At 66.9% G+C, this 24,213-nt stretch carries 16 protein-coding genes; 12 read left to right on the top strand and 4 right to left on the bottom strand.

The features are described 5' to 3' along the window. Nucleotides 1-18: 18 nt before the first annotated feature. The 3 genes from CTR55_RS20305 to CTR55_RS20315 form a co-directional block, all read right to left on the bottom strand. A complete protein-coding gene (locus CTR55_RS20305) occupies nt 19-1,809 on the bottom strand; it encodes a DUF1302 domain-containing protein (protein ID WP_296288784.1) in 1,791 nt (596 codons plus the stop codon). 88 nt (nt 1,810-1,897) lie between these two features. After that, nucleotides 1,898-2,272, bottom strand: coding sequence for a c-type cytochrome (locus tag CTR55_RS20310; protein WP_296288786.1), 375 nt, complete (start codon nt 2,270-2,272; stop codon nt 1,898-1,900). A gap of 133 nt (nt 2,273-2,405) precedes the next feature. Further along, nucleotides 2,406-3,854, bottom strand: coding sequence for an arylsulfatase (locus CTR55_RS20315; RefSeq protein ID WP_296288788.1), 1,449 nt, complete (start codon nt 3,852-3,854; stop codon nt 2,406-2,408). Between the two features lie 270 nt (nt 3,855-4,124). Here CTR55_RS20315 and CTR55_RS20320 point away from each other — a divergent pair, with 270 nt between their 5' ends. Then, a complete protein-coding gene (locus tag CTR55_RS20320; protein ID WP_296288789.1) occupies nt 4,125-5,135 on the top strand; it encodes an AraC family transcriptional regulator ligand-binding domain-containing protein in 1,011 nt (336 codons plus the stop codon). Between the two features lie 15 nt (nt 5,136-5,150). On the opposite strand, the gene CTR55_RS20325 is transcribed toward CTR55_RS20320, so the two are convergent. After that, nucleotides 5,151-6,602 (bottom strand): NAD(P)/FAD-dependent oxidoreductase, encoded by a 1,452-nt coding sequence (locus tag CTR55_RS20325; RefSeq protein ID WP_296288790.1) that lies wholly within the window; start codon nt 6,600-6,602, stop codon nt 5,151-5,153. 589 nt (nt 6,603-7,191) lie between these two features. On the opposite strand from CTR55_RS20325, the gene CTR55_RS20330 reads away from it, so the two are divergent. The 11 genes from CTR55_RS20330 (at nt 7,192) to CTR55_RS20380 (ending at nt 24,206) form a co-directional block, all read left to right on the top strand. Next, nucleotides 7,192-8,040 carry a 3-hydroxybutyryl-CoA dehydrogenase gene (locus tag CTR55_RS20330; protein WP_296288791.1) on the top strand — a complete coding sequence of 283 codons (849 nt, stop codon included), beginning with the start codon at nt 7,192-7,194 and terminating at the stop codon, nt 8,038-8,040. Between the two features lie 19 nt (nt 8,041-8,059). Beyond that, complete coding sequence (locus tag CTR55_RS20335; RefSeq protein WP_296288793.1) at nt 8,060-9,856, top strand: acyl-CoA dehydrogenase C-terminal domain-containing protein; 1,797 nt, start codon at nt 8,060-8,062, stop codon at nt 9,854-9,856. 600 nt (nt 9,857-10,456) lie between these two features. Continuing rightward, complete coding sequence (locus tag CTR55_RS20340) at nt 10,457-13,114, top strand: LuxR C-terminal-related transcriptional regulator (protein ID WP_296288794.1); 2,658 nt, start codon at nt 10,457-10,459, stop codon at nt 13,112-13,114. A 233-nt stretch (nt 13,115-13,347) separates the two neighbouring features. Continuing rightward, a complete protein-coding gene (locus CTR55_RS20345) occupies nt 13,348-14,490 on the top strand; it encodes an acyl-CoA dehydrogenase family protein (protein ID WP_296288796.1) in 1,143 nt (380 codons plus the stop codon). 29 nt (nt 14,491-14,519) lie between these two features. Further along, the gene (locus CTR55_RS20350; RefSeq protein WP_296288860.1) at nt 14,520-15,665 is read left to right on the top strand and encodes an acyl-CoA dehydrogenase family protein; all 1,146 of its coding nucleotides are present in this window, start codon (nt 14,520-14,522) and stop codon (nt 15,663-15,665) included. A 64-nt stretch (nt 15,666-15,729) separates the two neighbouring features. Continuing rightward, nucleotides 15,730-17,550 carry an SDR family oxidoreductase gene (locus CTR55_RS20355; protein WP_296288798.1) on the top strand — a complete coding sequence of 607 codons (1,821 nt, stop codon included), beginning with the start codon at nt 15,730-15,732 and terminating at the stop codon, nt 17,548-17,550. 85 nt (nt 17,551-17,635) lie between these two features. Further along, on the top strand, nt 17,636-18,733 hold the full coding sequence (locus CTR55_RS20360; protein ID WP_296288799.1) for a lipid-transfer protein: 1,098 nt from the start codon (nt 17,636-17,638) through the stop codon (nt 18,731-18,733). A 57-nt stretch (nt 18,734-18,790) separates the two neighbouring features. Beyond that, nucleotides 18,791-20,488 (top strand): AMP-binding protein, encoded by a 1,698-nt coding sequence (locus CTR55_RS20365; protein ID WP_296288801.1) that lies wholly within the window; start codon nt 18,791-18,793, stop codon nt 20,486-20,488. Nucleotides 20,489-20,653: 165 nt separating this feature from the next. Further along, nucleotides 20,654-21,832: a lipid-transfer protein gene (locus CTR55_RS20370; protein WP_296288802.1), complete on the top strand. Its 1,179-nt coding sequence runs from the start codon at nt 20,654-20,656 to the stop codon at nt 21,830-21,832. Between the two features lie 10 nt (nt 21,833-21,842). Continuing rightward, nucleotides 21,843-23,051, top strand: a complete 1,209-nt coding sequence (locus tag CTR55_RS20375; protein WP_296288804.1) for an acyl-CoA dehydrogenase family protein — start codon at nt 21,843-21,845, stop codon at nt 23,049-23,051. A gap of 15 nt (nt 23,052-23,066) precedes the next feature. Beyond that, nucleotides 23,067-24,206 (top strand): acyl-CoA dehydrogenase family protein, encoded by a 1,140-nt coding sequence (locus tag CTR55_RS20380; protein WP_296288806.1) that lies wholly within the window; start codon nt 23,067-23,069, stop codon nt 24,204-24,206. Nucleotides 24,207-24,213 lie beyond the last annotated feature (7 nt).

Below are 24,213 nucleotides of genomic sequence, written 5' to 3' on the forward strand. Positions count from 1 at the left end.
TTGTTTTCCTGAAAGGGTCTAGAAGTTCACGCCGAAGCTGAGCGAGACGAAGTCGCGGTCGATGTCGGTGTTGAAATCGCCGCCGAAGTTGTTGGTGTAACTGAGGCTGGCGGTGTAGGTGTTGCGGTAGTCGGCGTCGAGGCCGAGACCCACGGACTTGGCGCCTTCGTTGAAGACCGGCCCGTAGCCGTCGACGTCATGGGACCAGAACAGGTTGGGAGCCAGGTTCACGCCGGCGAACACGTCGCTGTACTTGAGCGTGGTGAAGGCGCGATACCCCCAGGAGTTGGCGGTGTAGTAGCCGTGGCGTCCGCCCTGGGAGATGTCGCCGAACACCGAGTCGCGGCCGTAGCGCTGCTTATCCAGCGACTCCAGGCCACCCACGTGGGTCAGCCCGAATTCGGCGGCGACACTCAGAGAGTCAGCGCCCAGCAGCGGGTCGAACAGGTGCAGAAAGGTGGTCTGTACCTGCGTCACTTCCTTGCGTTTCCAGCCCTGCAGGACCTGGCCTTCTTCGGCCTGCACGGTGGGTTCGGCGTTGCTGCCGGTGAGGGCACGGAAGGTCGGGTTCAGTGCGCCGCCGAACAGGTCGGCGGTGTTGATCGACACCGGCATGTTGGGGCGGTAGCTGAGCTCGCCGCTCCAGGCGGTCCCCGTGGGCAATGTGGTGGCGAAGCTGAGGCCGTAGAGGTGGATGTCTTCCGGGTAGTCGAGGAAGTAGCGGGTGTTGCCTGCGCCGGTGGCCAGGCCCAGGGCGAAGGCGGCATCCGGATCACTGGCCTCCAGGTTCGCGTAGCCCGGATCGTTCTGGATGAAATTGGTCACACCGCTGGCGGTGCGAAGACTGAATTTCGGCGAGCGGGAGTGGTAGTTGATGTAGTAGGCACCGTATTCGGCGCCGTCGCCGAGCCAGCGCAGGGCAAGGCCGTACTGGCCGCTGTCGCGCGGGTCGTTGTTCTTCTCGCGCCCCACCACCACACCCTCCGGGTCGGTGATGTCGAAGCCCAGTCCGGCATTGGCGGCGATTGGCTGGAGCGGGCGAACGCCCGCCAGGCCGCCATTGAGGTTGCGGTTGCACCCCTTGGCGATCGGGTCCGCGCCGAAGAAGGTGCCGCAGTTGTCGAGGGCGTAGGGTTTCCACTGCAGTTGGTAGAAGGCCTCCAGGCTCAGGCTTTCGCTCAGCCCCTGGGACACGTAGAGCATGTTGACCGGGATCAGGCCTTCCTTGAGCTCCGCGCCGGGGCGGCGCAGGGCGGCGACGTCCAGGGGGTTGATCGAGTTGATCGAGTTGCCGATGAACAGGCTCTCACCCCAGCTCACGACCTGCTGGCCGAGGCGAACATTGCCGGGATGCTCGGCGATCTCGTACTTCTGCGAGATGAAGGCGTCGAGGAATTCGGCGCCGGAGGAGCGGGCCGACATCTCCCGGCCATCGTCGCTGATCTGCTTGAAGGGGCGATTCTCGTCCTTCAGCTCGAAGTCGTACCAGTACTTGCCACGCACGAAAACGCTGGTGTCCTGGTAGCGCAGCTCAAGATCGTGCACGCCTTTGAAAATCTTCGAGAAGGTTTCGCCCTTCTTGAAGTTCAGGCGGCCATCGTCGCCGGAAGAGGAGAAACCATGGCCGCCGTTGGTGGTGTCGATCAGGCTTTGGGAGGAGCTTTGGGTTTGCCAGCTGGCGCCGATCGACAGGGCCGAATCGAACTGGCCGTGGACCTCGCCGATGTCGAAGGTGACTGCAACTGCCGGAGCCGTCGCGGCCGAAACCGCCGCTGCCAGAAGGCAACGTTTGAGGGGGGTGATATGCACGGGTTTATTTTCCTTGTTTTGGCTGTGCAACGTGTCGGCGGGTGTTGGCGTACCCGCCAGAGCGGAGGCCTGCGGTGCAGGCGCGGGGTCAGCCGTTCTTCTGCAGGTAACAGAGCACGGCCTGGCGTTCCCCGACATTGCGCAGGCCGCCGAAGGCCATTGCCGTGTCGGGGAACATCTGCGCGGGGGCTTGAAGCCAGCGGTCGAGCTGTTCGACGGTCCAGTGACTACCTTTCGCCCCGGCCAGGTCGGCGGAGTAGGTGAAACCCTTCACCGAGCCGATGGGCCGGCCGACCACGCCGGAGAGATGTGGGCCGACGTGGTCGGCGTCCAGGGCATGGCAGGCGCTGCACTTGGTCTGGAAGACTTTCTGGCCGGCGTCGGCGTCGCATTCGGCGGCCTGGCCGGCGAGGCTGACGAGCAGCGCGGCGGCGCCGGCCAGTGGGCGAATCAGGTGATGCATGGTGGTGTCCCCGGTTGGCTTTGACAGGACCGAACGGTGACATTCGCCAGGCAGGGGTGAATCGTTGGGCAACGCCAGAGACTTGTCTTTCGATGCCAATCGGGGACGCCCGGCGCGAGGCCGGGCAGGGGAATCACTGAGGCGGGAGGTAGGGGTCGGGCGTGCCGGCTTCGATGGGCGGGTAGCGCTTCAGGCTCGCCTTGAAGTCGGCGACCAGGCGCATCATCGGGTGCGCGACCCAGGTGTTCTCGATCACCACATTGTGTTCTTCGCGCAGGTCGGTCAGCAGGTTGTACAGGCGCGGTATCGGCAATTGCTGCGGCGGGTCGAACATGTTGTCCTGCAAGTAGAAATGCAGCTTCCAGTCATGCCACTTGACCGCCGACAGGCGATCGCTGACGTAGGCCGGAAAGCCCTCGCGGTTCGACTTCGGCTGCTGGCCGGTGAGGAAGGGCATCTGGTCGACGCCGTCCACCGGGCGATCGCTGGGCGTGCTGGTCCCGCCGGCATGGGCGAGGGTGGTGTAGAGGTCGACGATGTGAACGATCTCATTGCTCACTTTCCCCGCCGGCACATGCCCCGGCCAGCGCATGATGAAGGGCGCGCGCAGGCTGGCCTCCATGGCGGTGAAGTAGGTGCCGCGCCAGGGCCCGTTGGCTCCCTGCCAGGGGGCCTCGGCCTCGCCGCCGTTGTCGCTGGCGAGGATCACCAGGGTGTTGCGTTCGACCCCGGCGGTCTTCAGCGCGTCGAGGATCTGTCCGGCGCGGTAATCGACCTCGGCCAGGGCGTCGGCCCAGGAGCCGTTGCCGGTCTTGCCGACGAAGGCCGGATTCGGCTGCGTCGGCATGTGCACCAGGGAGAAGGGGACGTAGGCGAAGAATGGCTTGCCGGCGGCCGCGTTGCGCTGGATGAAGGCGCTGGCGCGCTTGGCGATCTCTTCGTCCAGGGTCCGCCGGCTGTCCAGGTCGAGCTTCTTCACCTTGCGCGGTGTCTGACCACGCTGTGCCTCGTAGATGTACTGCGCCGGCACCCGTTGCTCGTCCCAGCCCTGTTTGCTGCCGATACCCGGTTGCAGGCCTTCGGCGGCGTCGGCATTGGACCACATGGCCTCGTCGTAGGTGCGCGGGACGCCGTAGAACTCGTCGAAACCCTGGTTGGTCGGGAAGCGCGCCTCGCTGCTGCCCAGGTGCCATTTGCCCCAGATGCCAGTGGCGTAATGGCGCTCGGAGAGCAACTCGGCGAGGGTCACTTCCCACAGGGTCAGACCGTCCGGAGCGCCGCCGCTGGGCACCCGGTAAGTGCCGGAGCGGATCGGGAAGCGTCCGGTCAGCAGGGCCGAGCGCGACGGCGTGCACTGCGCCTCGACGTTGAAGTTGGTCAGGCGGATGCCTTCGGCGGCCAATTGGTCGATGGTCGGGGTCTCGGCGCCGCGCAGGACCCCGCCGCCGTAGACGCCGAGTTCGCCATAGGCGAGATTATCGAAGAGAATCACCACGATGTTCGGCGGCGGCTCTTCGGCCTGTGCCAGGGGTATCATCAGCAAGGTACCCAGCAGCGCCAGGCAGGACAGTCGGATTCGCATCGCATTCTCCAGTCTTGCAGCCCCGCGGGCCAAGGTACGGGGCAGCCTAGCTGTAAACGTTAGTGGAGGCGGGGTTTGGCGAATCTCCCGACAGCGCCAAGGAGTTGTCTTCGCGTGCCAAATCGCCGGCGGTGATCGACACCTTGTTGGCCTGAACTTGCGTGAGTTTTCGAGGCTTTGTTACGGTTCGCGTCCGCAAGTGGGCCGGGTGTTCCGAGGTGCCACCGGAACGATCATCCGTAGTCAACCGTGCCCAGGAGATGTGCTTCGATGTCCCGTCTGAAATACACGGTCTACGCCGAGTCGATACTTCAGCAGTACGAAGCTATCTTCCGCCCGTACCTCGCCGAGGTCGGCCTGGGCGAGGAGGTGCTCGACGACCCCACGGCAAAGATTCCGTTGAGCCAGTACAACGCCTTGCTGGAACTGGTCGCGCAGCGAAGCGAACCGTGCCTCGGCTTGCGCATGGGCATCGGCCAGCTGGGCGTGCCGGTTACCGGCAGCCTGCTCGGCGGATTCGGCCACGCCCTGCGCGCGGCGCCGGATGTGCGCACCATGCTGGACTGCGCCAGTCGCTACCTGGTGGTGCACGCCCAGGCCAACGAACTGAGCTGGTGCCTGCGCGGCGGGCGCCTGGAAATCAGTTACCGCCTGTCCGACCCCGGCATCATCCACCGGCGCCAGGATGCCGAACTGGCGCTGGGCGGCCTGTGCGTGCGGCTGCGCGAGATGACTCTCGGCAAGTACGCTTTGCTGCGCGCGGATTTCGCCCATCCGCAGCCGGCCGACATCAGCTTGCACCACGAGGTGTTCCAGTGCCCCCTGCGCTTCGGCCAGCCGGGCAACCTGCTGGTCTGGCCAGGCGAAATGCTCGACGAGCCGCTGGTGAGCGCCGATCCACGCCTGTACCAGGCGCTACTGCCGGGCCTGGAGGAGGAGCGCCGCAAGCGCCTGGCCGACATCGACCTGAGCAGCCGCCTCAGCCTGGTCATCCTGGCCAACCTGAGCAGCGGCAACATCGGACTGGATGAGGTGGCGAGCGAGCTCTGCATGAGCAAGCGCACGCTGCAGCGGCGCCTGCGGGAGCTGGAGCTGGAGTTCGCCGATGTGGTCGAGGATATCCGCCACGCACGGGCCATCGAGTTGGTGAGCGGCACCGTGCGCAGCCTTACCGAGATAGCCCACCAGTTGGGTTACAACGAGGCCAGCTCCTTCACCCGAGCCTTCCGCCGCTGGACAGGCCTGACCCCGCGCGAGTTCCGCCAGCAGAGCCAGGCCTGAGCCGCGAATCGGCCGTCAGCCAAGCAGCGTCTTGGTGCGCAGCGCCGCCTTGCCACCGGCGCCAATCGCGCCATCGATGAAGCCGCGCCAACCTTCGCCGTGGTCGCCCTGGCCGAACAGCACGCGGCCGCGATCCTTCTGGAAGTGGTCGTAGTACTTGCCGAACCATTTCGGCTTGTAGTTGCAATACGTCCCCTTGGCGAACGGGTCGAGCGTCCACTCATAGCCGTAGCACTCTTCCACTTCCAGATCGGGGATCAGGTTGCCGAAGGCTTTCTGCACGGCCTCGCGGTCCTGGATGTCGAGTTTCTGCGGATCGTTGCCGAAGCAGACGAAGATGGTGTGGTCCTCGGCCTTGGTGTACACCGCCGTCAGGTTCAACGGATGTGCCGAATCGGCCACCCCGGTGATCTTGCCTTCCAGCTTGCCTTTGGTCTTCACATAGACTTTTACGCCGCTGCCGCTGTGTTTCTCCTTGGCGGCCTCGACCAGCGCCGGGTCCAGCGCCGGAGTGAAATCGATGCGTGGCAGCACGTTCATGGGCACGGCCACTATCACCGCGCCGGCGGTGAGGGTGTCGCCCTTCTGGGTGGTCACCAGCACGCGATCGCCCTTGTCCTCGACCTTGGTCACCGGGGTGGAGAGGCGCACTTCGGGCTTACTGTCGTCGATCATCGCGTTGATCAGGCTGACGGTGCCGTCCTTGAACGAGTAGCGGCCGCACGAGTCGACCAGGGCGGTCATGTTCCAGCCCGGCAGCGACCACCAGCGCGCCATCTCCACGTAGGAAACCTGGTCGCAGACGTTATGGCCGATTCCCGACATGTACGCGTCGACAAAGCTGCGCTGCAACGGTGTGAGCTTGAGCTGATCGAGACGCTGGGTAACGCTCACGGGGTCCGCGGCGATGAGATCCTTCCAGTTGTGGTGGGCGTCGTAGGGGCGCTCCCAGAGTTTCGGTGCGTCGGCGAAGAAGGCTTGCAGGGCCTGCATGGCGGCGATGAGGTCCTTCTGCTCCAGTTCCACGCTCTTGCCGTTGAGCACCAGGCGCACGTGCTCTTCTTCCCGTTGGAAGGGCTCCGGGGTCTCCTTGAGCTTGAGCCCGTAGCGCTGCGTCTCGGCCCAGACGAAGGGCTGCGTCCAGTGGATCCAGGTGCCGCCGAGCTCGACCTTGTGGCCGGCGAACTCGCTGCTGAAGGTGCGCCCGCCAAGGCGGTTGCGGGCCTCCAGGAGCAAGGTCCGGTAGCCGTTCTTCATGCTGTCCCGGGCCGCCGTCACCCCGGCGAAGCCGCCGCCGATCACGATCACGTCGTAGTCCAGGCCCGTGCGCCCGGCGACTTCCTTGCGCTCGCTGGCACTCGCCGCATCGATCGCTCCCACCGCCAGCGCCGCGCCCGCTGCGCCGACCACCCCCGCATTGCGCAGGAAGCCGCGGCGACTGACGCCGTTCTTGTCGTTATCACCCATCGTTTCATCCTCGATCATTGTCGTCATGCCTGGTGACAACATGCCTGAGCGGCGAGCGCGCAGATTGGCCGGTGACGCCAGTGATTTGCCATTGGGTGCCAGTGTTTCGTCCCCTCACGGGTAGCGGCGCGCAAGACTTGCCGGCAGGGCCATGATCCTCGCGCCCTGCCGGGTTCCAGCAGGGGGAGGCCACGATGCGTGCGCTGCGGGGCGTTGCAGCAGTTCGTCGGCGGGCGGGAGCACATGGCGCCAGTGCCGGCAGCAACAGGCAAAGCGTCAGGCGCGCCCCATCTCCCTGGTCGAGGCGCTGCGCCAGACCGGCCGGACCGTCCGGAACATGGGGCCTGGTTGGCGCGGCGGTGGTTCATGGTCCCCCCAATTCCGGGCGGGTTCTTCCGTCCGGGAGCCAGGGCATAGTGCAGCCTCACCGCACTGCCCCTTGAATTCGGAGTCGCCATGCAAGAAGTCGTCATAGTCGCCGCAACCCGTACCGCTGGTCCCGGGCAAAACCCGGCGCGCCAGGCCGCCATCGCCGCCGGCCGGGGCGTCGCGCTGGCCATCGAACACTGACAGACCGGGGAACCCGCACATGAACTTCGAACGGATTGGCGTCATCGGCGCCGGCACCATGGGACACGGTATCGCACAGGCCTGTGCCTGCGCGGGGCTGCCCGTGACCCTGATCGACATCACCGAGGCCGCGCTGGCGCGTGGCATGGCGAATATCGCCGCCAGCCTTGATCGCCTGGTCAGCAAGGACAAGCTGAGCGCCGCCGATAAGGACCAGGCCCTGGCCCGGATTCAGACGAGCACCGACTATGCCAGCCTGGCCGGCGCGGACCTGGTGATCGAGGCGGCCACCGAGCAACTGGAGCTCAAGCGACGCATCCTGCGCCAGGTGGACGAACTGATCTCGACGGACGCGATCATCGCCACCAATACCTCGTCGATCTCCATCACCGAACTCTCCGCCTGCGTGCGCTCGCCCGAGCGTTTCATCGGCCTGCACTTCTTCAATCCCGTTCCGGTCATGGCCCTGCTGGAGATCATCCGCGGCCTGCAGACCTCCGACGCCACGCATGACGCCGCCCTGGCGCTGGCCAAGCTCCTGGGCAAGAGCCCGATCAGCGTGCGCAACGCCTCGGGCTTTGCAGTCAACCGGATTCTCGTCCCGATGATCAACGAGGCGATCTTCGTACTGCAGGAGGGAGTAGCCAGCGCCGCCGACATCGACACCGGCATGCGCCTGGGCTGCAACCATCCCATCGGACCGCTGGCCCTGGCCGACATGATCGGCCTGGACACCACCCTGGCCATCATGCAGGTGCTCCACGACGGTTTTTCCGATCCCAAGTACCGCCCCGCGCCGCTGTTGAAGGAAATGGTCGCCGCGGGTCTGCTCGGTCGCAAGAGCGGCCGGGGCTTCTTCGTCTATTGAGTACCAAGAGAGCAATGTGATGAGTGAATACAACGCCCCCCTGCGTGACATGCGGTTCGTGCTCGATGAACTCGGCTTCCTGGAGCGGGTTCGCCAGTTGCCGGGACAGGAAGACCTGGGCCTGGACCTCGCCGAAGCCATCCTTGCCGAGGCCGGGCGCTTCGCCGAAGGCGTGCTGTCGCCGCTGAACAGTGTTGGCGATCGCCAGGGCGCGCGCTGGAACGAGGGCGAGGTGCGCACCGCCGAGGGTTGGCGCGATGCGTACGAGCAGTTCGTCGCCAGCGGCTGGAATGCCTTGTCCTGCGATCCGCAGTTCGGAGGACAGGGGCTGCCGCGCCTGGTCTCGGCGTTGGTGGAGGAGATGTGGAACGCCGCCAACGTCTCCTTCGGGCTGTGCCCCATGCTGACCCGAGGCGCCATCGAGGCCATCGAGCTGCGTGGCTCGGATCATCTCAAGCAAACCTACCTGCCGCAGATGATCAGCGGCCACTGGACCGGCACCATGAACCTGACCGAGCCGCAGGCGGGCTCGGACCTGGCCGCCGTGCGCAGCCGCGCGGAACCTGCGGGTGACGGCACCTACCGTGTTCATGGGCAAAAGATCTTCATTACCTACGGCGAACACGACCTCACCGAGAACATCGTGCACCTGGTGCTGGCCCGCGTCCCCGGCGCGCCCGAAGGGGTCAAGGGCATCTCGCTGTTCGTCGTGCCGAAGTTCCTGGTGCAGCCCGACGGCAGCCTGGGCGCGCGCAACGATGTGCGTTGCGTGTCCCTCGAACACAAGCTCGGGATTCATGGCAGCCCCACCGCGGTGCTGGCCTTTGGCGACAACGAGGGGGCCGTCGGCTGGCTGGTCGGTGAGGAGAACCGTGGCCTGGAATACATGTTCATCATGATGAACGCGGCGCGCTACTCGGTCGGCATCGAGGGCGTCGGCCTGGCCGAGCGTGCTTACCAGCGTGCCGTCGGCTATGCCCGCGAACGCATCCAGGGTACCGAAGCCGGTACCGGCAGCCGCGACAAGGTGGCGATCATTCGCCATCCGGACGTACGCCGCATGCTGCTGTCGATGAAGTCGCGGGGCGAGGCGATGCGCGCCCTGGCCTGCGAGGTGGCGACCGCCATGGATTGCGCCGAGCGAGGCGCCGACGGCGAACAGCGCCGGCAGGAGCAGGCCTTCGTCGACCTGATGATCCCGGTGGTCAAGGCCTGGTGCACCGAGAACGCGGTGGACATCGCCTCCCTCGGCGTGCAGATCCACGGCGGCATGGGCTTCATCGAGGAAACCGGCGCCGCCCAGCACCTGCGCGATGCGCGCATCACCACCATCTACGAAGGCACCACCGGCATCCAGGCCGGCGACCTGATCGGCCGCAAGATCGCCCGCGACGGCGGCCAGGCCATCGCCCGGCTGGTGGAGCGCATGCGTGACGTCGAGCTGTCGCTGCTGCTCGCCGATAGCCCGGAGCTCGCGGCCATCGCCAGCCGCCTGGGCGAAGCCATCGGTGCCCTGCAGCAGGCGGTGGAGCATATCGTCGTCAACTTCGATGGGCAGATGCGCCAGGTGTCGGTGGGCGCGGTGCCCTTCCTCGAGCTTCTAGGCCTGGTGGCCGGTGGCTGGCAGCTGGCGCGCTCCGCATTGGTCGCCCAGCGCCAGTTGGCAGCCGGCAGCAGCGAGATCGGCTTCTACCAGGCCAAGTTGCACACGGCGCGTTTCTATGCCGAACACCTGCTGCCGCGCACCGGGTCCCTGGCCCATGCGCTGGTTCACGGCGGGGACAGCCCCCTGGCAATGGCCGACGAGCAATTCTGAGGCCGGCAAGGCGGTCGTGCTGGCAGTTTGCCCGCACGACCGCCCGGAGGGGGGATGGTTGCTCGGGCGCGACCTAGAACCAGCAGCCCAGGCTCATCAGCAACAGCAGGCAAGCGAGCATCGGGTAGCGGTAACGGGACGAAGCCGACGCCGACGCCGACGCCGACGAGCTACCGCAGGCATAATCCTGTTGCTGGCGGGACGACCCGCACCGGCAGGATGGCACGGCGTTCGGGATACCCGTGGCTTGGCCGTGAGCGCTGGCGTTGATCGTTACGACTTCTTGCATGGGTGGCTCCGAATCCAGGAGTGGCGCTGACAACTGCACTATGCCGTGGACGTCGGATGGCATGACCCGCCCCAAATGGGGGGAAAACATCGCCGATGCCAAGCGCAGCCACGGGCGACGCGGCGCTGCGCGATAGCGCGGGCGGGGTATCGGCGTCTCTCCCCTAAGAGAGGGGGGTGCGCTTTGCGGGAAGGGGGGGCAATATGGCTCCCTGGCACGCTGGAGGCCGTCCCACGCGGGCCGCCTCCACTTCGTCCGGCCGCCTCGGCTACCCGCTGACGGCGGGGATAACCAGAGGGCCAAGAATAATAATGCACCCCGACAAATTGCTCGTTTCCACCAAGCTGGCGCCGCCGCGCGTCAGCCCCAACTCGATTCCACGCCAGCGCCTGCTGGAGCAACTGCAGCGGATGGAGCACTGCTCGGTCGGCGTGATCGTCGGCAGTCCCGGCTTCGGCAAGACGACGCTGCTGGTGCAGTGGCGGCAGACCATGCTCAAGGCGCGCGCCGAGGTGGCCTGGCTGAGCCTCAGCAGCGAAGACCGGCACCTGGCCTCGTTTTTCACCTACCTGCGGGCGGCCCTGCAGCAGCTGGGCATCGACATCGAGAACGACATTCCCCTGGAGGGGGCCAGCGGCGAGTCGCTCGATGGCCTGGTGGCCGCCATCGTCGAAGGCGCGGCCAATCTGCGCAAACAGCTGTACCTGGTGCTGGACGATTACCACCTGGTCAGCGATTCGCGCTCGCACCGGCTGGTGCAGAAACTGCTCGATCATTGCCCGGAGAACCTGCACTTCGTCATCGCCTGCCGCGCGGAGCCGCCGCTGAGCCTGAGCCGGCTGCGTCTGCTGGATCAGGTGCTGGAAGTGGACTGCGCCGGCCTGCCGTTCGACCTGGCCGAAACCCGGGCGTTTCTGGAGGCGCATCTCGCGGCGTTGAAGCTCAATGCCGAGGAGGTTCACCTGATTTATGAGCTGACCAGCGGCTGGCCTGCCAGCCTGCAGCTCATCGTGCTGTTGCTGCGCGGACGCCCGGAAGCGCGGCGCACGCTGCGCGACCTGGGCTGGAAGTCCGACGACCTGCAGACCTACCTGGCCGAGGATGTGATGGCGCACCTGCCGGCCGAACTGGCCCGGTTCATGGAATGCGTCAGCCTGTGCCGCCGCTTCAACGCCGCCCTGGCCGCGCAGTTGAGCGGTTGCTCGAATGCGGGCGAGCTTCTGCAGCGACTCGAGGACGAGAACCTGCTGATCTTCCGTATCGTCGGCGACGACCGCCAGCCCTGGTATCGCTTCCATCCGCTGTTCGGCGACTTTCTCGCCGCACGCCTGGAGCGCCGCGATTCGACCCTGGTAAACGAGCTGCACCTGCGCGCGGCTCGCTGGTTCGCCGAGCGCAAACTGCTGGCCGAGGCGCTGCGCCACGCGACCCAGGGCGGCGACCTGGACTTTGCCGCCGAGGTCGTCGAGCGTTCGGCGCCGACCAGTTGGGGGCTCGACCAGGTCGGGCCGTTGCTGCGCCTGCTCGACCGGCTTCCCCAGGAAACCCTGTTCCGCCACCCGCGGTTGTTCTTCCGTGGCTGCCTGGCCTACGTCCTGACCGCGCGACCGGCGAAGGCCGAGGCGTGGCTGGAGGAGTACCAGCGCAGCGGCGCTACCCAGGACGGCGACGTGCTCCAGCACTTGCGCATGGTCCAGGCGGCCATCGCCATCCAGCGGGACTGCTCCGAGCCCATCATCGAGCTGCTGGAGGGCGCCGGGCACAGCAACGACGCTTATTCGGTGGTGCGTTACGGCCCGTCGGCCATGCTGGCCATCGCCTATTCGGCGGCCGGCAGGCATGCCGATGCGCTGCGCTGCATGGATGAGAACCCGATCGCGGCGGCCGACCGCGATGACGAAATGGCGCTGGTGGTGGAGGGGGCCAGGACGCACTGCTACCTCCTCGAGGGGCGCATGGACGACGCCCTGCGAATCGGTCAGGACCTGTTCAGCCGCGCGGTGACCGCCCATGGCCACCATTCGTCGAGCGCGTACCTGTGCGCCGCCACGCTGGCGGTGATCTATTGCGAGCTGGACCGCATCGATGAGGCGCGCGAGGTTCTGGCCAATCGCGTCGGCCTGCTGCAGTGGTCGATGCCCGATACCATGTTGCGCGCCACCATCTGCCGGGCCCGTCTGGACCTGTTGCAGGAGTCGGCGGCGGCCGCGCTGGCGTTCCTGGAGCGCCAGGAACGGCATTTCCGCAGCCTCGGCCTGGACCGTGGCGTCGTCCATTGTCTGGCCGAGCAAGTGCGCATTCGACTGGCCGAGGGCGATGAGGAGGGCGCGTCGACCTGCCTGGCGCGGATCGCCCCGCTGCAGGCGGTGTACCAGGACGCCAGGGGGTTCCAGAGCGAGATTCCGATCATGGTGCGCTTGTCGCGGGCGCGCATGGCCCTGGCTGCCGGCGACCATGCGGTGGTCCAGGAGGAGCTGCAGATCGTGCGCGACTATGCCCAGAGCATGGCGCGCGGGCAGTTCAAGGTGACGGCGCTGCTGCTCTCGGCCCTGGGCTGCAGTGCCCAGCGGCAGCAGGTGGCCGCCGAGGCGTTCCTGGTCGAAGCCCTGCAACTGGGGATGCGCAGCGGTCTGGTGCGGACCTTCGTCGATGAGGGCAGCGGGATATTCAAGCTGCTCAGCGCACACCGTAGCCGCCTGGTGGCCCAGAGCGACCTGACGGCCTACCTGGACGAGCTGCTGGCGCGCTTCCGCCGTGGCGAGGTCACCGATCACGCCACCCTGTCGCCGCGCGAACTGGCGATCATGCAGCTGGTCAGCCAGGCGATGTCGAACAAGCGCATTGCCCTGGCGCTGAACATTTCCCTGGAAACGGTGAAGTGGAACCTGAAGAACGTCTTCGCCAAGCTCGGCGTGTCGAGTCGCTACGACGCCCTGTCCTGGGCTCGCAAGCACGGCCTCATCCGCTGAGCGGATGACCTGGGCCGAGGGGGAGCCGCGCGGTTCCCCCTCGGCCATATCCCTCGTTCGATCTCGCCACCCTGCAAAAGGGCGGGCCAGGCTCTGGAATCGTGCATCACGGCCCGGAGCCCCCCTCCATCCGAGGGTGGAGGAGGGGGTACAAGGCCCCCGGTGTTGCGCCTATCGTCGCCTCAAGCCTGCCGCGCTTCCGCGGCCCTGAACCGGCACCGAGGAGACCCCGCATGATCCCCCGCACGTTGTTCGAGCATGAGCACGAAGAGTTCCGCAACACCGTCCGCCGCTTCCTGGCCGACGAGTGCGTGCCGAACCATGAACACTGGGAGGAGCAGCATTGCGTCCCGCGTGAAATCTGGCGCCGCGCCGGCGAGCTGGGCATGCTCAACGCCACCACGCCCGAGGCCTATGGTGGCCTGGGCCTGGATCGGCGCTTCTCGATGATCGCCGTGGAGGAGGTGGCCCGCGCAGGCACCTCCGGCCTGAACGGCTTCAACGTCCACGACATCGTCGCCGGCTACTTCATCAACTTCGGCACCGAAGAGCAGAAGCAGCAGTGGTTGCCGAAGATGGCCAGCGGCGAGGTGATCAGCGCGGTGGCCATGACCGAGCCCAATACCGGCTCCGACCTGCAGGCGGTGAAAACCCGCGCGGTGCTCGATGGCGACGAGTACGTCATCAACGGCGCCAAGACCTTCATCTCCAACGGCACCAACAGCGACATCATCGTGGTGGTGGCGCGCACCGGCGACACCGGCAAGGGCTCCCGCGACCTGTCGCTGGTCCTGGTCGAGGCCGATCGCCCCGGCGTGACCAAGTCCAAGCCGCTGCGCAAGGTCGGCCTGCATGCCCAGGACACCACCATGCTGTTCTTCGAGGACGTGCGCGTACCGAAGGACAACATTCTGGGCGGCGTGCCTGGCCAGGGCTTCATCCAGCTCATGCAGGAACTGGCCTGGGAGCGCCTGAGCATCGCCATCCTCGGCATCGCCGCCAGTCAGGCAGTGCTGGAGCAGACCATCGACTACACCCGCGGCCGCACGGTGTTCGGCAAGCCGATCATCGACTTCCAGAACTCGCGGTTCCGCCTGGCCGAGCTCAAGACCGAGATCGGCGTGGGCGAGGCGTACGTCGACCGCTGTATGGAGCTGTGCCTTGAGCACCGCCTTTCCAGCGAAGCCGCGGCCGCCGCCAAGCTGTGGTGCACCGAGCTGTACTCGAAGGTCGTCGACCAGTGCCTGCAACTGCACGGCGGCAACGGCTACATGCTCGAGTACCCGGTGGCCCGCCACTACCTCGACAGCCGCGTCAACCGCATCTACGGCGGCGCCAACGACATCATGCGCGAACTGGTCGCGCGCACCCTCTGACCCCGCTGCAAGGAGTCCCTATGACCCCGTTGATCCCGCGCACCCTGTTCGATTCGGAGCACGAGGCCTTCCGCGACACCGTGCGGCGCTTCCTCGCCGAGGAGTGCGCACCGAACCTGGAACAGTGGGAAGCCTCGCATTGCGTGCCGCGTGCCATCTGGGAGCGTGCCGGCGAGCTGGGCATGCTCAACGCCACCACGCCCGAGGCCTATGGCGGCCTGGGCCTGGATCGGCGCTTCTCGATGATCACCGCCGAGGAGATCAACCGCGCCGGCCTGGCCTCCGGCTTGATTGGCTTTGGCGTGCACGACATCGTCGCCGGCTACCTGGTCAACTTCGGCAGCGAGGCCCAGAAGCAGCAGTGGCTACCTGGCCTGGCGGCGGGCACCGTGATCGCCGCGGTGGCGATGACCGAGCCCAACACCGGTTCCGACTTGCAGGCGGTGAAGACCCGCGCGGTGCTCGACGGTGACGAGTACGTCATCAACGGCGCCAAGACCTTCATCTCCAACGGCACCCTCTGCGACCTGGTGGTGGTGGTGTGCAAGACCGGCGACAGCGGCAAGGGTGCCCAGGACATCTCGCTGATCCTGGTGGAGAACGGTCGCCCGGGCTTCAGCAAATCGAAGCCGCTGCGCAAGGTCGGCCTGCATGCCCAGGACACCACCATGCTGTTCTTCGAGGACGTCCGCGTGCCACGGCAGAACGTACTCGGCGGCGCGCCGGGGCAGGGCTTCGTCCACCTGATGAAGGAACTGGCCTGGGAGCGCCTGTCCATCGCCGTCAGCAGTATCGCCGGCGCCAGCGCGGTGCTCGAACAGACGCTCGACTACACCCGTGGGCGAACCGTGTTCGGCCAGCCGATCTTCGATTTCCAGAACACCCGCTTCCGCCTGGCCGAATTGCACGCCGAGCTCAGCCTCGGCCAGGTCTACGTCGACCGCTGCATGGAATTGTGCCTGGAGCACCGCCTGACTCCCGACGCCGCGGCCTCGGCCAAATTATGGTGCTCAGAGCTGTACACCCGGGTCGTCGACCAGTGCCTGCAACTGCACGGCGGCAACGGCTACATGCTCGAGTACCCGGTGGCCCGCCACTACCTCGACCACCGGGTGCTGCGCATTGCCGGCGGCGCCAACGAAATCATGCGCGAGCTGGTTGCCCGCACCCTCTGATGACTTCGCGGCGGCCCGAGCGGTCGCCGTCACCCGACAAGAACAAACCCCGAGGAGAACGAACGTGTCACAAGAACTGAGTTTCGACGGCAAAGTTGCCATCGTCACCGGCGCCGGTAACGGCCTCGGTCGTGCCCACGCGCTGCTGCTGGGCTCCCGCGGCGCCAAGGTGGTGGTCAACGACCTGGGCGTCACCACCGCCGGCCTGGGCAGCTCGTCCGCCGCGGCCGACGCCGTGGTGGCGGAAATCCGCGCACTGGGCGGCGAGGCCGTGGCCGACTACCACTCGGTCACCGAGGGCGAGAAGATCGTCGCCACCGCGCTGGAAAATTTCGGCACCGTTGACATCCTGATCAACAACGCCGGCGTGCTGCGCGATACCTCTTTCCACAAGATGACCGAGGAGCAGTGGGACCTGATCCAGGACGTGCATGTGAAGGGCGCCTTCCGCCTGACCCACGCGGTCTGGCCGATCATGCGCGACAAGGGCTACGGCCGCATCGTCATGACCGCCTCGGGCGCTGGCATCTTCGGCAACTTCGGCCAGTGCAACTATTCCACCGCCAAGTCAGGCCTGATCGGCTTCGCCAATTCGCTGGCCATCGAGGGTGCGAGCAAGAACATCCGCGTCAACACCATCGCCCCGATCGCCGCCTCGCGCATGGTCATCGCCAGCGGCATCTTCACCGAGGACATGCACGCCAAGCTGCGCGTCGAAGACGTTGCGCCCCTGGTTGGCTGGCTGTGCCACGCGGACTGCCAGGACAGCGGCGGCCTGTTCGAAGTCGGCGGCGGCTTCCACGCCAAGTACCGCTGGGAACGTTCCCAGGGCCGCTTCCTGCACACCGACACCCTGAGCCCGGAGCTGGTGCGTGACAACTGGGAGCGCATTACCCGCTTCGACGAGCATGCCGTGCACCACGCCGACGGCGGCGAAGGCTTCAAGGAGCTGTTCGAGCGCATGGAGTCGACCGTTACCAAGGGCGGCAACCAGTACGTCGACATGGAAGTGGCCGGCAAGGCGGTGTCCCACCTGGAGACCGAGTACGACCAGAACGATGCCGCGCTGTATGCCCTGGCCGTCGGCGCTGCGAAAGATCCGCTGGATCGCACCGAACTGCTCTACGTCAACGAGTTCGTCGGCGAGAACTTCCGCGTGCTGCCGACCATGGCCGTACTGCCGGCCACCGAAGTGTTCCTGCGCGCGGTCAAGTCCGGCGAGCCGCAGCTCGAAGGGCTGAACCTGCCGTTCGGCAAGGGCCTGCATGGCGAGCAGTACACCGAGATGTACCGTCCGCTGCCGCCGGCCGCCAAACTCAAGCACACCATGCGTCTGAAGGCCGCCATCGACAAGGGCAAGAGCTCGGTCAGCGTGCTCGCCATCGAGACCACCGATGAGCACGGCACTCCGTTGTTCTACAACGAGGTGACCGGCTTCTATCCGGGGGTTCCCGGCGCCGGCCTGCAGCGTGTGCCCAGCGAAGAAGTCAACGTGCCGCCGGCACGCGAGCCGGACGCCGTGCTGGCCGACCAGACCGACGTCAACCAGGCCCTGCTGTACCGCCTGTGCGGCGACTGGAACCCGATGCATGTGGACCCGGACTACGCGGCCAAGGCCGGCTACGAGAAGCCGTTCCTGCATGGCCTGTGCACCTTCGGCTACCTGGGGCGCCATGTGATCAAGGCGTTCTGCGGCAACGACTCGCGCCTGTTCAAGAGTGTCCGCGCGCGCTTCGCGTCCATCGTGATGCCGGGCGACACACTGGAGACCCGCATGTGGCGCGAATCGCCGACCCGCATCATCGTCGAGATGCGCGCCGTGGAGCGGGACGTGATGGTGCTGAAGAACGGTGCGGTCGAGCTGTTCGAGAAGGTACCGGAGTGAATGCAGGGAAGGGCGCCGCTGGCGCCCTTCGTCTGCCGCCAGTTGCCGCAGGGGCGGTAACGACTGTCTCAGGAGAGGCCAACAGATGAATCGTCGGGTCAACGTGATTGGCGTGGGCTTGCGCCCATTCTTCCTGCCGTCCGATCCTCGCGCCGCGGCGGTGCCGGCCAGTGAGGCGGTGCGCCTGGCGCTCGCCGACGGCGGGATCGACTACGCCCGTGTCGAGGCGGTCTATTGCGCCAGCGCCGACGGCCGGCCGTGTGCCGGGCAGGCTGCCTGCGCGCCGCTGGGGCTGACCGGCATTCCCATCTTCAACATCGAGAACGGTGGGGCGAGCGGTGCCAGCGCCCTGCACCTGGCGCGCCAGGCCATCGCACTGGGCGTGGCGGACTGCGTGCTGGCGTTGGGCACAGAGGCGGGCGGTAGCGCCGGGCAGTCCGAGGTCGAGCGCGGCAATGCGCTGTTCGCCCGCGCGGCGAGCGAATACCTGGCGCGGCACGCCGTACGCCGCGAAAGCCTGGCGATGATCGCGGTGAAGGCCCGCGAGCATGCCGCGCAGAATCCGCTGGCACTGTTCCGCGAGCCCTTGCGCCTGGAAGAGGTCCTGGCGGAAGCGCCGCTGTTCGAGGTTCTCGGTGCGTCGCAATGCTGCCGTCCGGCGATGGGCGCCGCGGCCGTCGTGCTGTGCTCCGATGCCTTCGCGCGCAAGCACGGCCTGGCGTCTGCGGTGCAGATTCTCGCCCAGGCGCAGTGCAGCGGCCTGGCCGGCGAAAGCGCGCTGTGGGCCACCGGCTATGACGCCAGCGTCGCCGCTGCCCGCCAGGTCTACGAAGAGGCCGGCATAGGCCCGGAGGAAGTGGACCTGTGCGAACTGCACGATGCCACCAGCATCGGCGAGATACTGCTCTATGAGGCGCTGGGATTCTGCCGCGAAGGCGACGCCGAAAAGCTCATCGAGGACGGCGACAATACCTATGGCGGCAATCGCGTGGTGAACCCATCCGGCGGCCTGCTGGGCCGGGGGCATGCACTGGGAGCCAGCGGGCTGGCACAATGCGCCGAACTGGTATGGCAACTGCGCGGCGTCGCCGGGGACCGTCAGGTGCCGCAGGCGCGGCATGCCCTGCAACACAGCCAGAGCCTGGACGGCGCCGCTGTCGTCGCGCTGTATCGCCGGGACTGAGTCGAGTAGAACAACCATCCGTGGGCGCGATGGCGCCCGCATGTCGTAGGACTCGCAATGAACGACCAACAACAAGAACCGACATTGCTGCAGCGCTTCCTCCATTGGGAAAGTCGCATGCCCGACAGCCTCTACCTGACCCAGCCGTACGGGCAGGGGCAGGTCGACACCTATAGCTGGCGTGAGGTGGGGGATCAGGCCCGGCGCATGGCCAGCTACCTGCTCTCGCTGGACCTGCCGGCGCAGTCGAACATCGGCATCCTGGGCAGGAACAGCGCGCACTGGATCATGGCCGACCTGGCCATCTGGATGGCCGGGCACGTCAGCGTACCGCTGTATGCCTCGGCCAGTCGCGACACCGTGGCCTATGTGCTGGAGCACGCCCAGGTGCGCCTGCTGTTCCTCGATCATCTGGACGGCGGCAACGCCGGCTGGGAGAAAGTGCAAGGCGCCGTGCCGCGCGGCCTATCGGTAGTCGAACTGCCGTTGTCAGCCGTGGCGGCCGGGCAGCACTGGCAAGCGCTGATCGACGCCTGGGCGCCGTTGCAGGCGGTGGCGCAGCCACGCCGGGCGGACCTCGCCACCCTCATCTACACCTCTGGCAGCACCGGGCAGCCCAAGGGCGTAATGCACAGCTTCGACAGCATGTGCCGGGGCTGCGAAGCCTCCACGGTCATGTACGCCGGCGGTCGCGGCGCCAGCTCCAGCGACCGCCTGCTGTCCTACCTGCCGCTGGCGCACACCGCCGAACGCGCGGTGGTCGAGACGCTGTCGCTCTATCACGGCTGCCAGGTGTTCTTCAATGAAAGCCTGGAGACCTTCGCCGCGGACCTGCGCCGTGCGCGGCCGACCATCTTCCTGTCGATGCCGCGCTTGTGGGGCAAGTTCTACCACGGCATCTGCGAGCGCATACCGCTCGCCGCGCAGCAGGCGGCGCTGGCCGATCCGCAGCAGGCCGCGGCGATGCGCCAGCAGATACTCGGCGCCCTTGGCCTGGACCAGGTGCACACCGCGCTGTCCGGCTCGGCGCCGCTGCCGGTCGCGGTGCTGGAGTGGTACCGCCAGCTGGGGCTCGAGTTGCTGGAGGGCTATGGCATGTCGGAGAACTTCGGCTGCTCGCATTTCAGCGTGCCGGGGCAAGTGCGCGTCGGCTATGTCGGTGCCACCATTCCCGGCGTCGAATGCCGTATCGCCGGGGATGGCGAAGTTCTGGTGAAGAGTCCGGGGCAGATGCTGGGCTATTACCGGCAACCGGATCTGACCCGCGACTGCTACGGCGAGGACGGTTTCTTCCACACCGGCGACCGGGGCGAAGTGGATGAGCAGGGGCGGCTGCGCATCACCGGGCGGGTCAAGGAGCTGTTCAAAACGGCCAAGGGCAAGTATGTGGCGCCGGTGCCGATCGAGGCCCGCCTGGGCAACAATGGCCACGTCGAGGGGGCCTGCGTCGCCGGGTCGGGGCTGGCACAGCCGATAGCCTTGCTCAACGTGTCCTTGGAAACGCGCCAGTCGCTGGCAGATCCGCAACAGCGCGCGGCCCTGGAGGACGAGCTGGAGACCTTCCTGGGCGAGCTCAACGGGCAGCTCGAAGCCCATGAGCGGCTCGATTGCCTGGTGGTGGTCAGTGAGCCCTGGACCATCGAGAACGGTCTGCTCACGCCCACCCTGAAGATACGCCGCAACCTGATCGAGGAGCGCTACCAGGGGCGCTTCGACCCGTGGTGCGCAAGCCGTCGCAAGGTGATCTTCGAGTAGTCCCACCCACCGCTCTACGCCGCCCCCTCCGTGGGCGGCGGTCCCCTCCAGAACCTGTCTGCCGCCCCCCCCACGCGAGGGGATTCAGCACCCTCGGTGTTCCTCCCTACCATGCCGGTACAAGAGCCTGCTCCGCACCCTGGAGCCTCAACGGGAGAAGAAGCAATGACGCGCAAAGTGGTGGTCGCCGGGGTCGGCATGATCCCTTTCACCAAACCGGGCGCCAGCCTGAGTTACGACCTGATGGGCGCGCAGGCGGCGCGCCAGGCGCTGCAGGACGCCGGAGTCCAGTACCCAGCCATCCAGCAGGCCTACGTTGGTTACATCTACGGTGATTCCTGCTGCGGCCAGCGGGCGCTCTATCCGGTCGGGTTGAGCGGCATCCCGCTGATCAACGTCAACAACAACTGCTCCAGTGGCTCCACCGCGCTGTTCCTGGCCCGCCAGGCGATCCAGAGCGGCGCCATCGACATCGCCCTGGTGCTGGGTTTCGAGCAGATGACGCCGGGCGCACTGGCCAGCCAGTACAACGACCGGCCCAACGCTGCCGATCCCTTCATCGAGCGTTGCGATGCCCTGGTCGGCGTCGCCGAGCTGCCCACCGCGCTGCGTATCTTCGGCGGCGCCGGTCTGGCCCACATGCAACGCTTCGGCACCCCCCTCGAAAGTTTCGCGAAGATCCGCGCCAAGGCCAGCCAGCACGCCGCGCGCAACCCCCTGGCGGTATTCCGCAAGGAAGTCAGCGCGGATGACGTACTCAATGACCAACTGCTCTGGCCGGGTGTGATGACTCGCCTGATGGCTTGCCCGCCGACCTGCGGCGCCGCTGCCGCGGTGCTCTGCAGCGAAGACTACGCTCGTCGCCACGGCCTGGACGCGCGGGTCTGGATCGCCGCCCAGGCGATGGCCACCGATGATTCGCGCAGCTTCGAGGAAGACCTGCGCTACGCCGCCGGCTATGGCATGGCCCTGGACGCTTCGCGCCAGGTCTACGAGGCCGCCGGGATCGGCGCCGAGGATGTCGACGTGGTGGAGCTGCACGACTGCTTCGCGCATAACGAGCTGATCACCTACGAAGGCCTGGGCCTCTGTCCCGAAGGCGGCGCCGCGCAGTTCATCGACGACGGCGACAACACCTATGGCGGCCGCTACGTGGTCAACCCGTCCGGCGGCCTGCTGTCCAAGGGTCACCCGATCGGCGCGACCGGCCTGGCGCAGTGCTACGAGCTGACCCAGCAGTTGCGCGGCACTGCCGAGCAGCGCCAGCTCGAGGGCGCGCGCGTGGCCCTGCAGCACAACGTTGGCATTGGCGGCGCCTGCGTCGTCACCCTGTACCGCAACTGAGGAGGCCGCCATGGATTTCCAACCCGACGCCGGCCTCGACATCTTTCGCCAGGAAGTCCGCGACTTCCTGCGCGACAACCTGCCGGCGGACCTGGCCGGCAAGCCCAGCTGCAGCATCCGTTCGGCCTTGCCGGACCTGGTGCGCTGGCAGCGCATTCTCGACGCCCGGGGCTGGGGCGCCCCCTACTGGCCGAAGGAGCACGGCGGTACCGGCTGGAGCGTGCTGCAGCGACTGGCATTCGACGAGGAGTGCGTGGCCGCCGGCGCGCCGACCCTCGACGGCTTCGCCCACAAGCTGCTCGGCCCGGTGATCAACCATTTCGCCTCCGATGGGCAAAAGGCCGAGCACCTGCCGGGCATCTTCCAGGCCACCCGGCTCTGGTGCCAGGGCTTCTCCGAGCCGGGTTCGGGTTCGGACCTGGCCTCGCTGCGCACCCGTGCCGAACTCGATGGTGACCACTACGTAGTCAATGGCCAGAAGATCTGGACCAGCTATGCCCATCAGGCCGACTGGATCTTCCTGCTGGTGCGCACTGACGCCAGCGCACGCAAGCAGGCCGGTATCAGCTTCCTGCTGGTGGACATGAAGACGCCCGGCATCACCGTGCGGCCGATCCACAGCATCGATGGCTGCCACCACCTCAACGAGACCTTCTTCGACAACGTCAGGGTACCGGTGCACAACCGCATCGGCGCCGAGGGCGATGGCTGGAAGATCACCAAATTCCTGCTCAACAACGAGCACGCCACCGCCGCCGATCTGCCGATCCTGCGGCGCTACCAGCAGCAGTTGCGCGCACTGCTCCGTGAGCTGCCGGCCGGCGCCGAGCGCCTGCTCGAACAGCCGGGCATCGTCCTGCAACTGGTGCGCTTCGAGGCGGAGCTCGACGCCGTCGCCATGCTGGTCAAGCGTGTCGCGGCGATGGAGCAGGCCGGCGACCACGGCCCGGCGGCCCATGCCCTGGGCTCGGTGCTCAAGGTGAGTGGCACCGAACTGCAGCAGCGCGTCACCGAGTTCATGGTGGAGGTCCTGGGTGATTACGGTGCCATCGCCTATCCGACGCCGGAGGCGATGGACACCACGGCCGAGCGACTGCCGCGCGAGGAGCTGGCCCGTGGCATTGCCATGGAAATGCTGTTCCGGCGCGCCTCGACCCTCTACGGCGGCACCAGCGAAGTGCAGCGCGGCATCATTGCCAAGCTGCTTTTCCAACTCTGAACGAGCCTTGCGACCATGAATTTCACTCTTTCTTCCGAGCAGCAGATGCTGCAGGACAGCGTGCGGCGCTTCGTCGACCGGGAGTACGGCTTCGAGACGCGCAGCGCGCTGCTCCGCGCCGGCGTCGATGACGGCCACTACTGGGATACCTTCGCCGAGCAGGGCTGGCTCTGTGCCGCGCTGCCCGAACTGCACGGTGGCCTGGGCGGCTCCGGCATCGATAACCTGCTGATCGCCCAGGAACTGGGTCGCGGCCTGGTCCTGCAGCCTTTCAGCGGCTGCGCCGTGCTGGCGGCCCAGACGTTCATCGCCGCCGCGACTTCCTTGCAGCAGGCCGACTGGCTGCCGGGCCTGGCGGACGGTTCGCAGCGTCTGGCCCTGGCCTATGCCGAGGAGCAGACCCGCGGCCTGCCCGAGGGCCAGTTGGCACGCGCCGAACCGGTGGCAGGCGGTTATCGCCTGAGCGGCCGCAAGACGCTGGTGCTGGGTGGCCCGCAGGCGAGCGCGTTCATCGTCTCCGCGCAGACCCGCGAGGGTTGTTCGCTGTTCCTGGTGGCGGCCGACAGCCCGGGCCTGCAGCTCCGCACCTTGCCGTTGCACGACGGCAGCCAGGCCGCCGAGCTGACGCTAGAGCGGGTAGCCGTCGACGACACGGCCTTGCTGGGCCAGCCCGGCGCCGGACTGGATGCCTTGCGCCAGGGCCTGGCCCATGGCATCGCCAGCCTTTGCGCGGAGCTGGTAGGGGGCATGGAGCGTGCCATCGAGATCACTGCCGACTACCTCAAGGTGCGCCAGCAGTTCGGCGTGCCCATCGGCAGCTTCCAGGTGCTGCAACACCGCATGGCGGACATGGCGGCGCAACTGGAGCTGGCACGTTCGTCGCTGTTCGTGCTGCTCGATGCGCTGGAGAATCCGGCAGACCATGACCTGCGACTGCGCGCCTCGCAGGCCAAGGCACTGGTCGGACGGGCCGCCAGGTTCGTCTGCGGCCAGGCCATCCAGTTGCATGGCGGTATTGGCACCACCGAAGAGTGCAGCGTCGGCCATTACTTCAAGCGTGCGGTAGTGGCCGACCTGCTGCTGGGCAGCGCCGAGCGCCACGAAGCCTGGTGCGCCGAGCACCTGCGCGCAAACCTGGTAGCCCTGGCGCGCTGAGACACCG

This window comes from Pseudomonas sp. (genome assembly GCF_002796985.1).
Lineage (GTDB): Bacteria > Pseudomonadota > Gammaproteobacteria > Pseudomonadales > Pseudomonadaceae > Pseudomonas.

Bases quoted from the DNA above. Each gene is read 5' to 3' on its own strand.
- CTR55_RS20345 (WP_296288796.1), top strand. From the start codon at position 13,348: ATGATCCCCCGCACGTTGTTCGAGCATGAGCACGAAGAGTTCCGCAAC.
- CTR55_RS20365 (WP_296288801.1), top strand. From the start codon at position 18,791: ATGAACGACCAACAACAAGAACCGACATTGCTGCAGCGCTTCCTCCAT.
- CTR55_RS20375 (WP_296288804.1), top strand. From the start codon at position 21,843: ATGGATTTCCAACCCGACGCCGGCCTCGACATCTTTCGCCAGGAAGTC.
- CTR55_RS20325 (WP_296288790.1), bottom strand. From the start codon at position 6,602: ATGGGTGATAACGACAAGAACGGCGTCAGTCGCCGCGGCTTCCTGCGC.
- CTR55_RS20315 (WP_296288788.1), bottom strand. From the start codon at position 3,854: ATGCGAATCCGACTGTCCTGCCTGGCGCTGCTGGGTACCTTGCTGATG.
- CTR55_RS20335 (WP_296288793.1), top strand. From the start codon at position 8,060: ATGAGTGAATACAACGCCCCCCTGCGTGACATGCGGTTCGTGCTCGAT.
- CTR55_RS20380 (WP_296288806.1), top strand. From the start codon at position 23,067: ATGAATTTCACTCTTTCTTCCGAGCAGCAGATGCTGCAGGACAGCGTG.
- CTR55_RS20340 (WP_296288794.1), top strand. From the start codon at position 10,457: ATGCACCCCGACAAATTGCTCGTTTCCACCAAGCTGGCGCCGCCGCGC.
- CTR55_RS20360 (WP_296288799.1), top strand. From the start codon at position 17,636: ATGAATCGTCGGGTCAACGTGATTGGCGTGGGCTTGCGCCCATTCTTC.
- CTR55_RS20310 (WP_296288786.1), bottom strand. From the start codon at position 2,272: ATGCATCACCTGATTCGCCCACTGGCCGGCGCCGCCGCGCTGCTCGTC.
- CTR55_RS20370 (WP_296288802.1), top strand. From the start codon at position 20,654: ATGACGCGCAAAGTGGTGGTCGCCGGGGTCGGCATGATCCCTTTCACC.
- CTR55_RS20320 (WP_296288789.1), top strand. From the start codon at position 4,125: ATGTCCCGTCTGAAATACACGGTCTACGCCGAGTCGATACTTCAGCAG.
- CTR55_RS20330 (WP_296288791.1), top strand. From the start codon at position 7,192: ATGAACTTCGAACGGATTGGCGTCATCGGCGCCGGCACCATGGGACAC.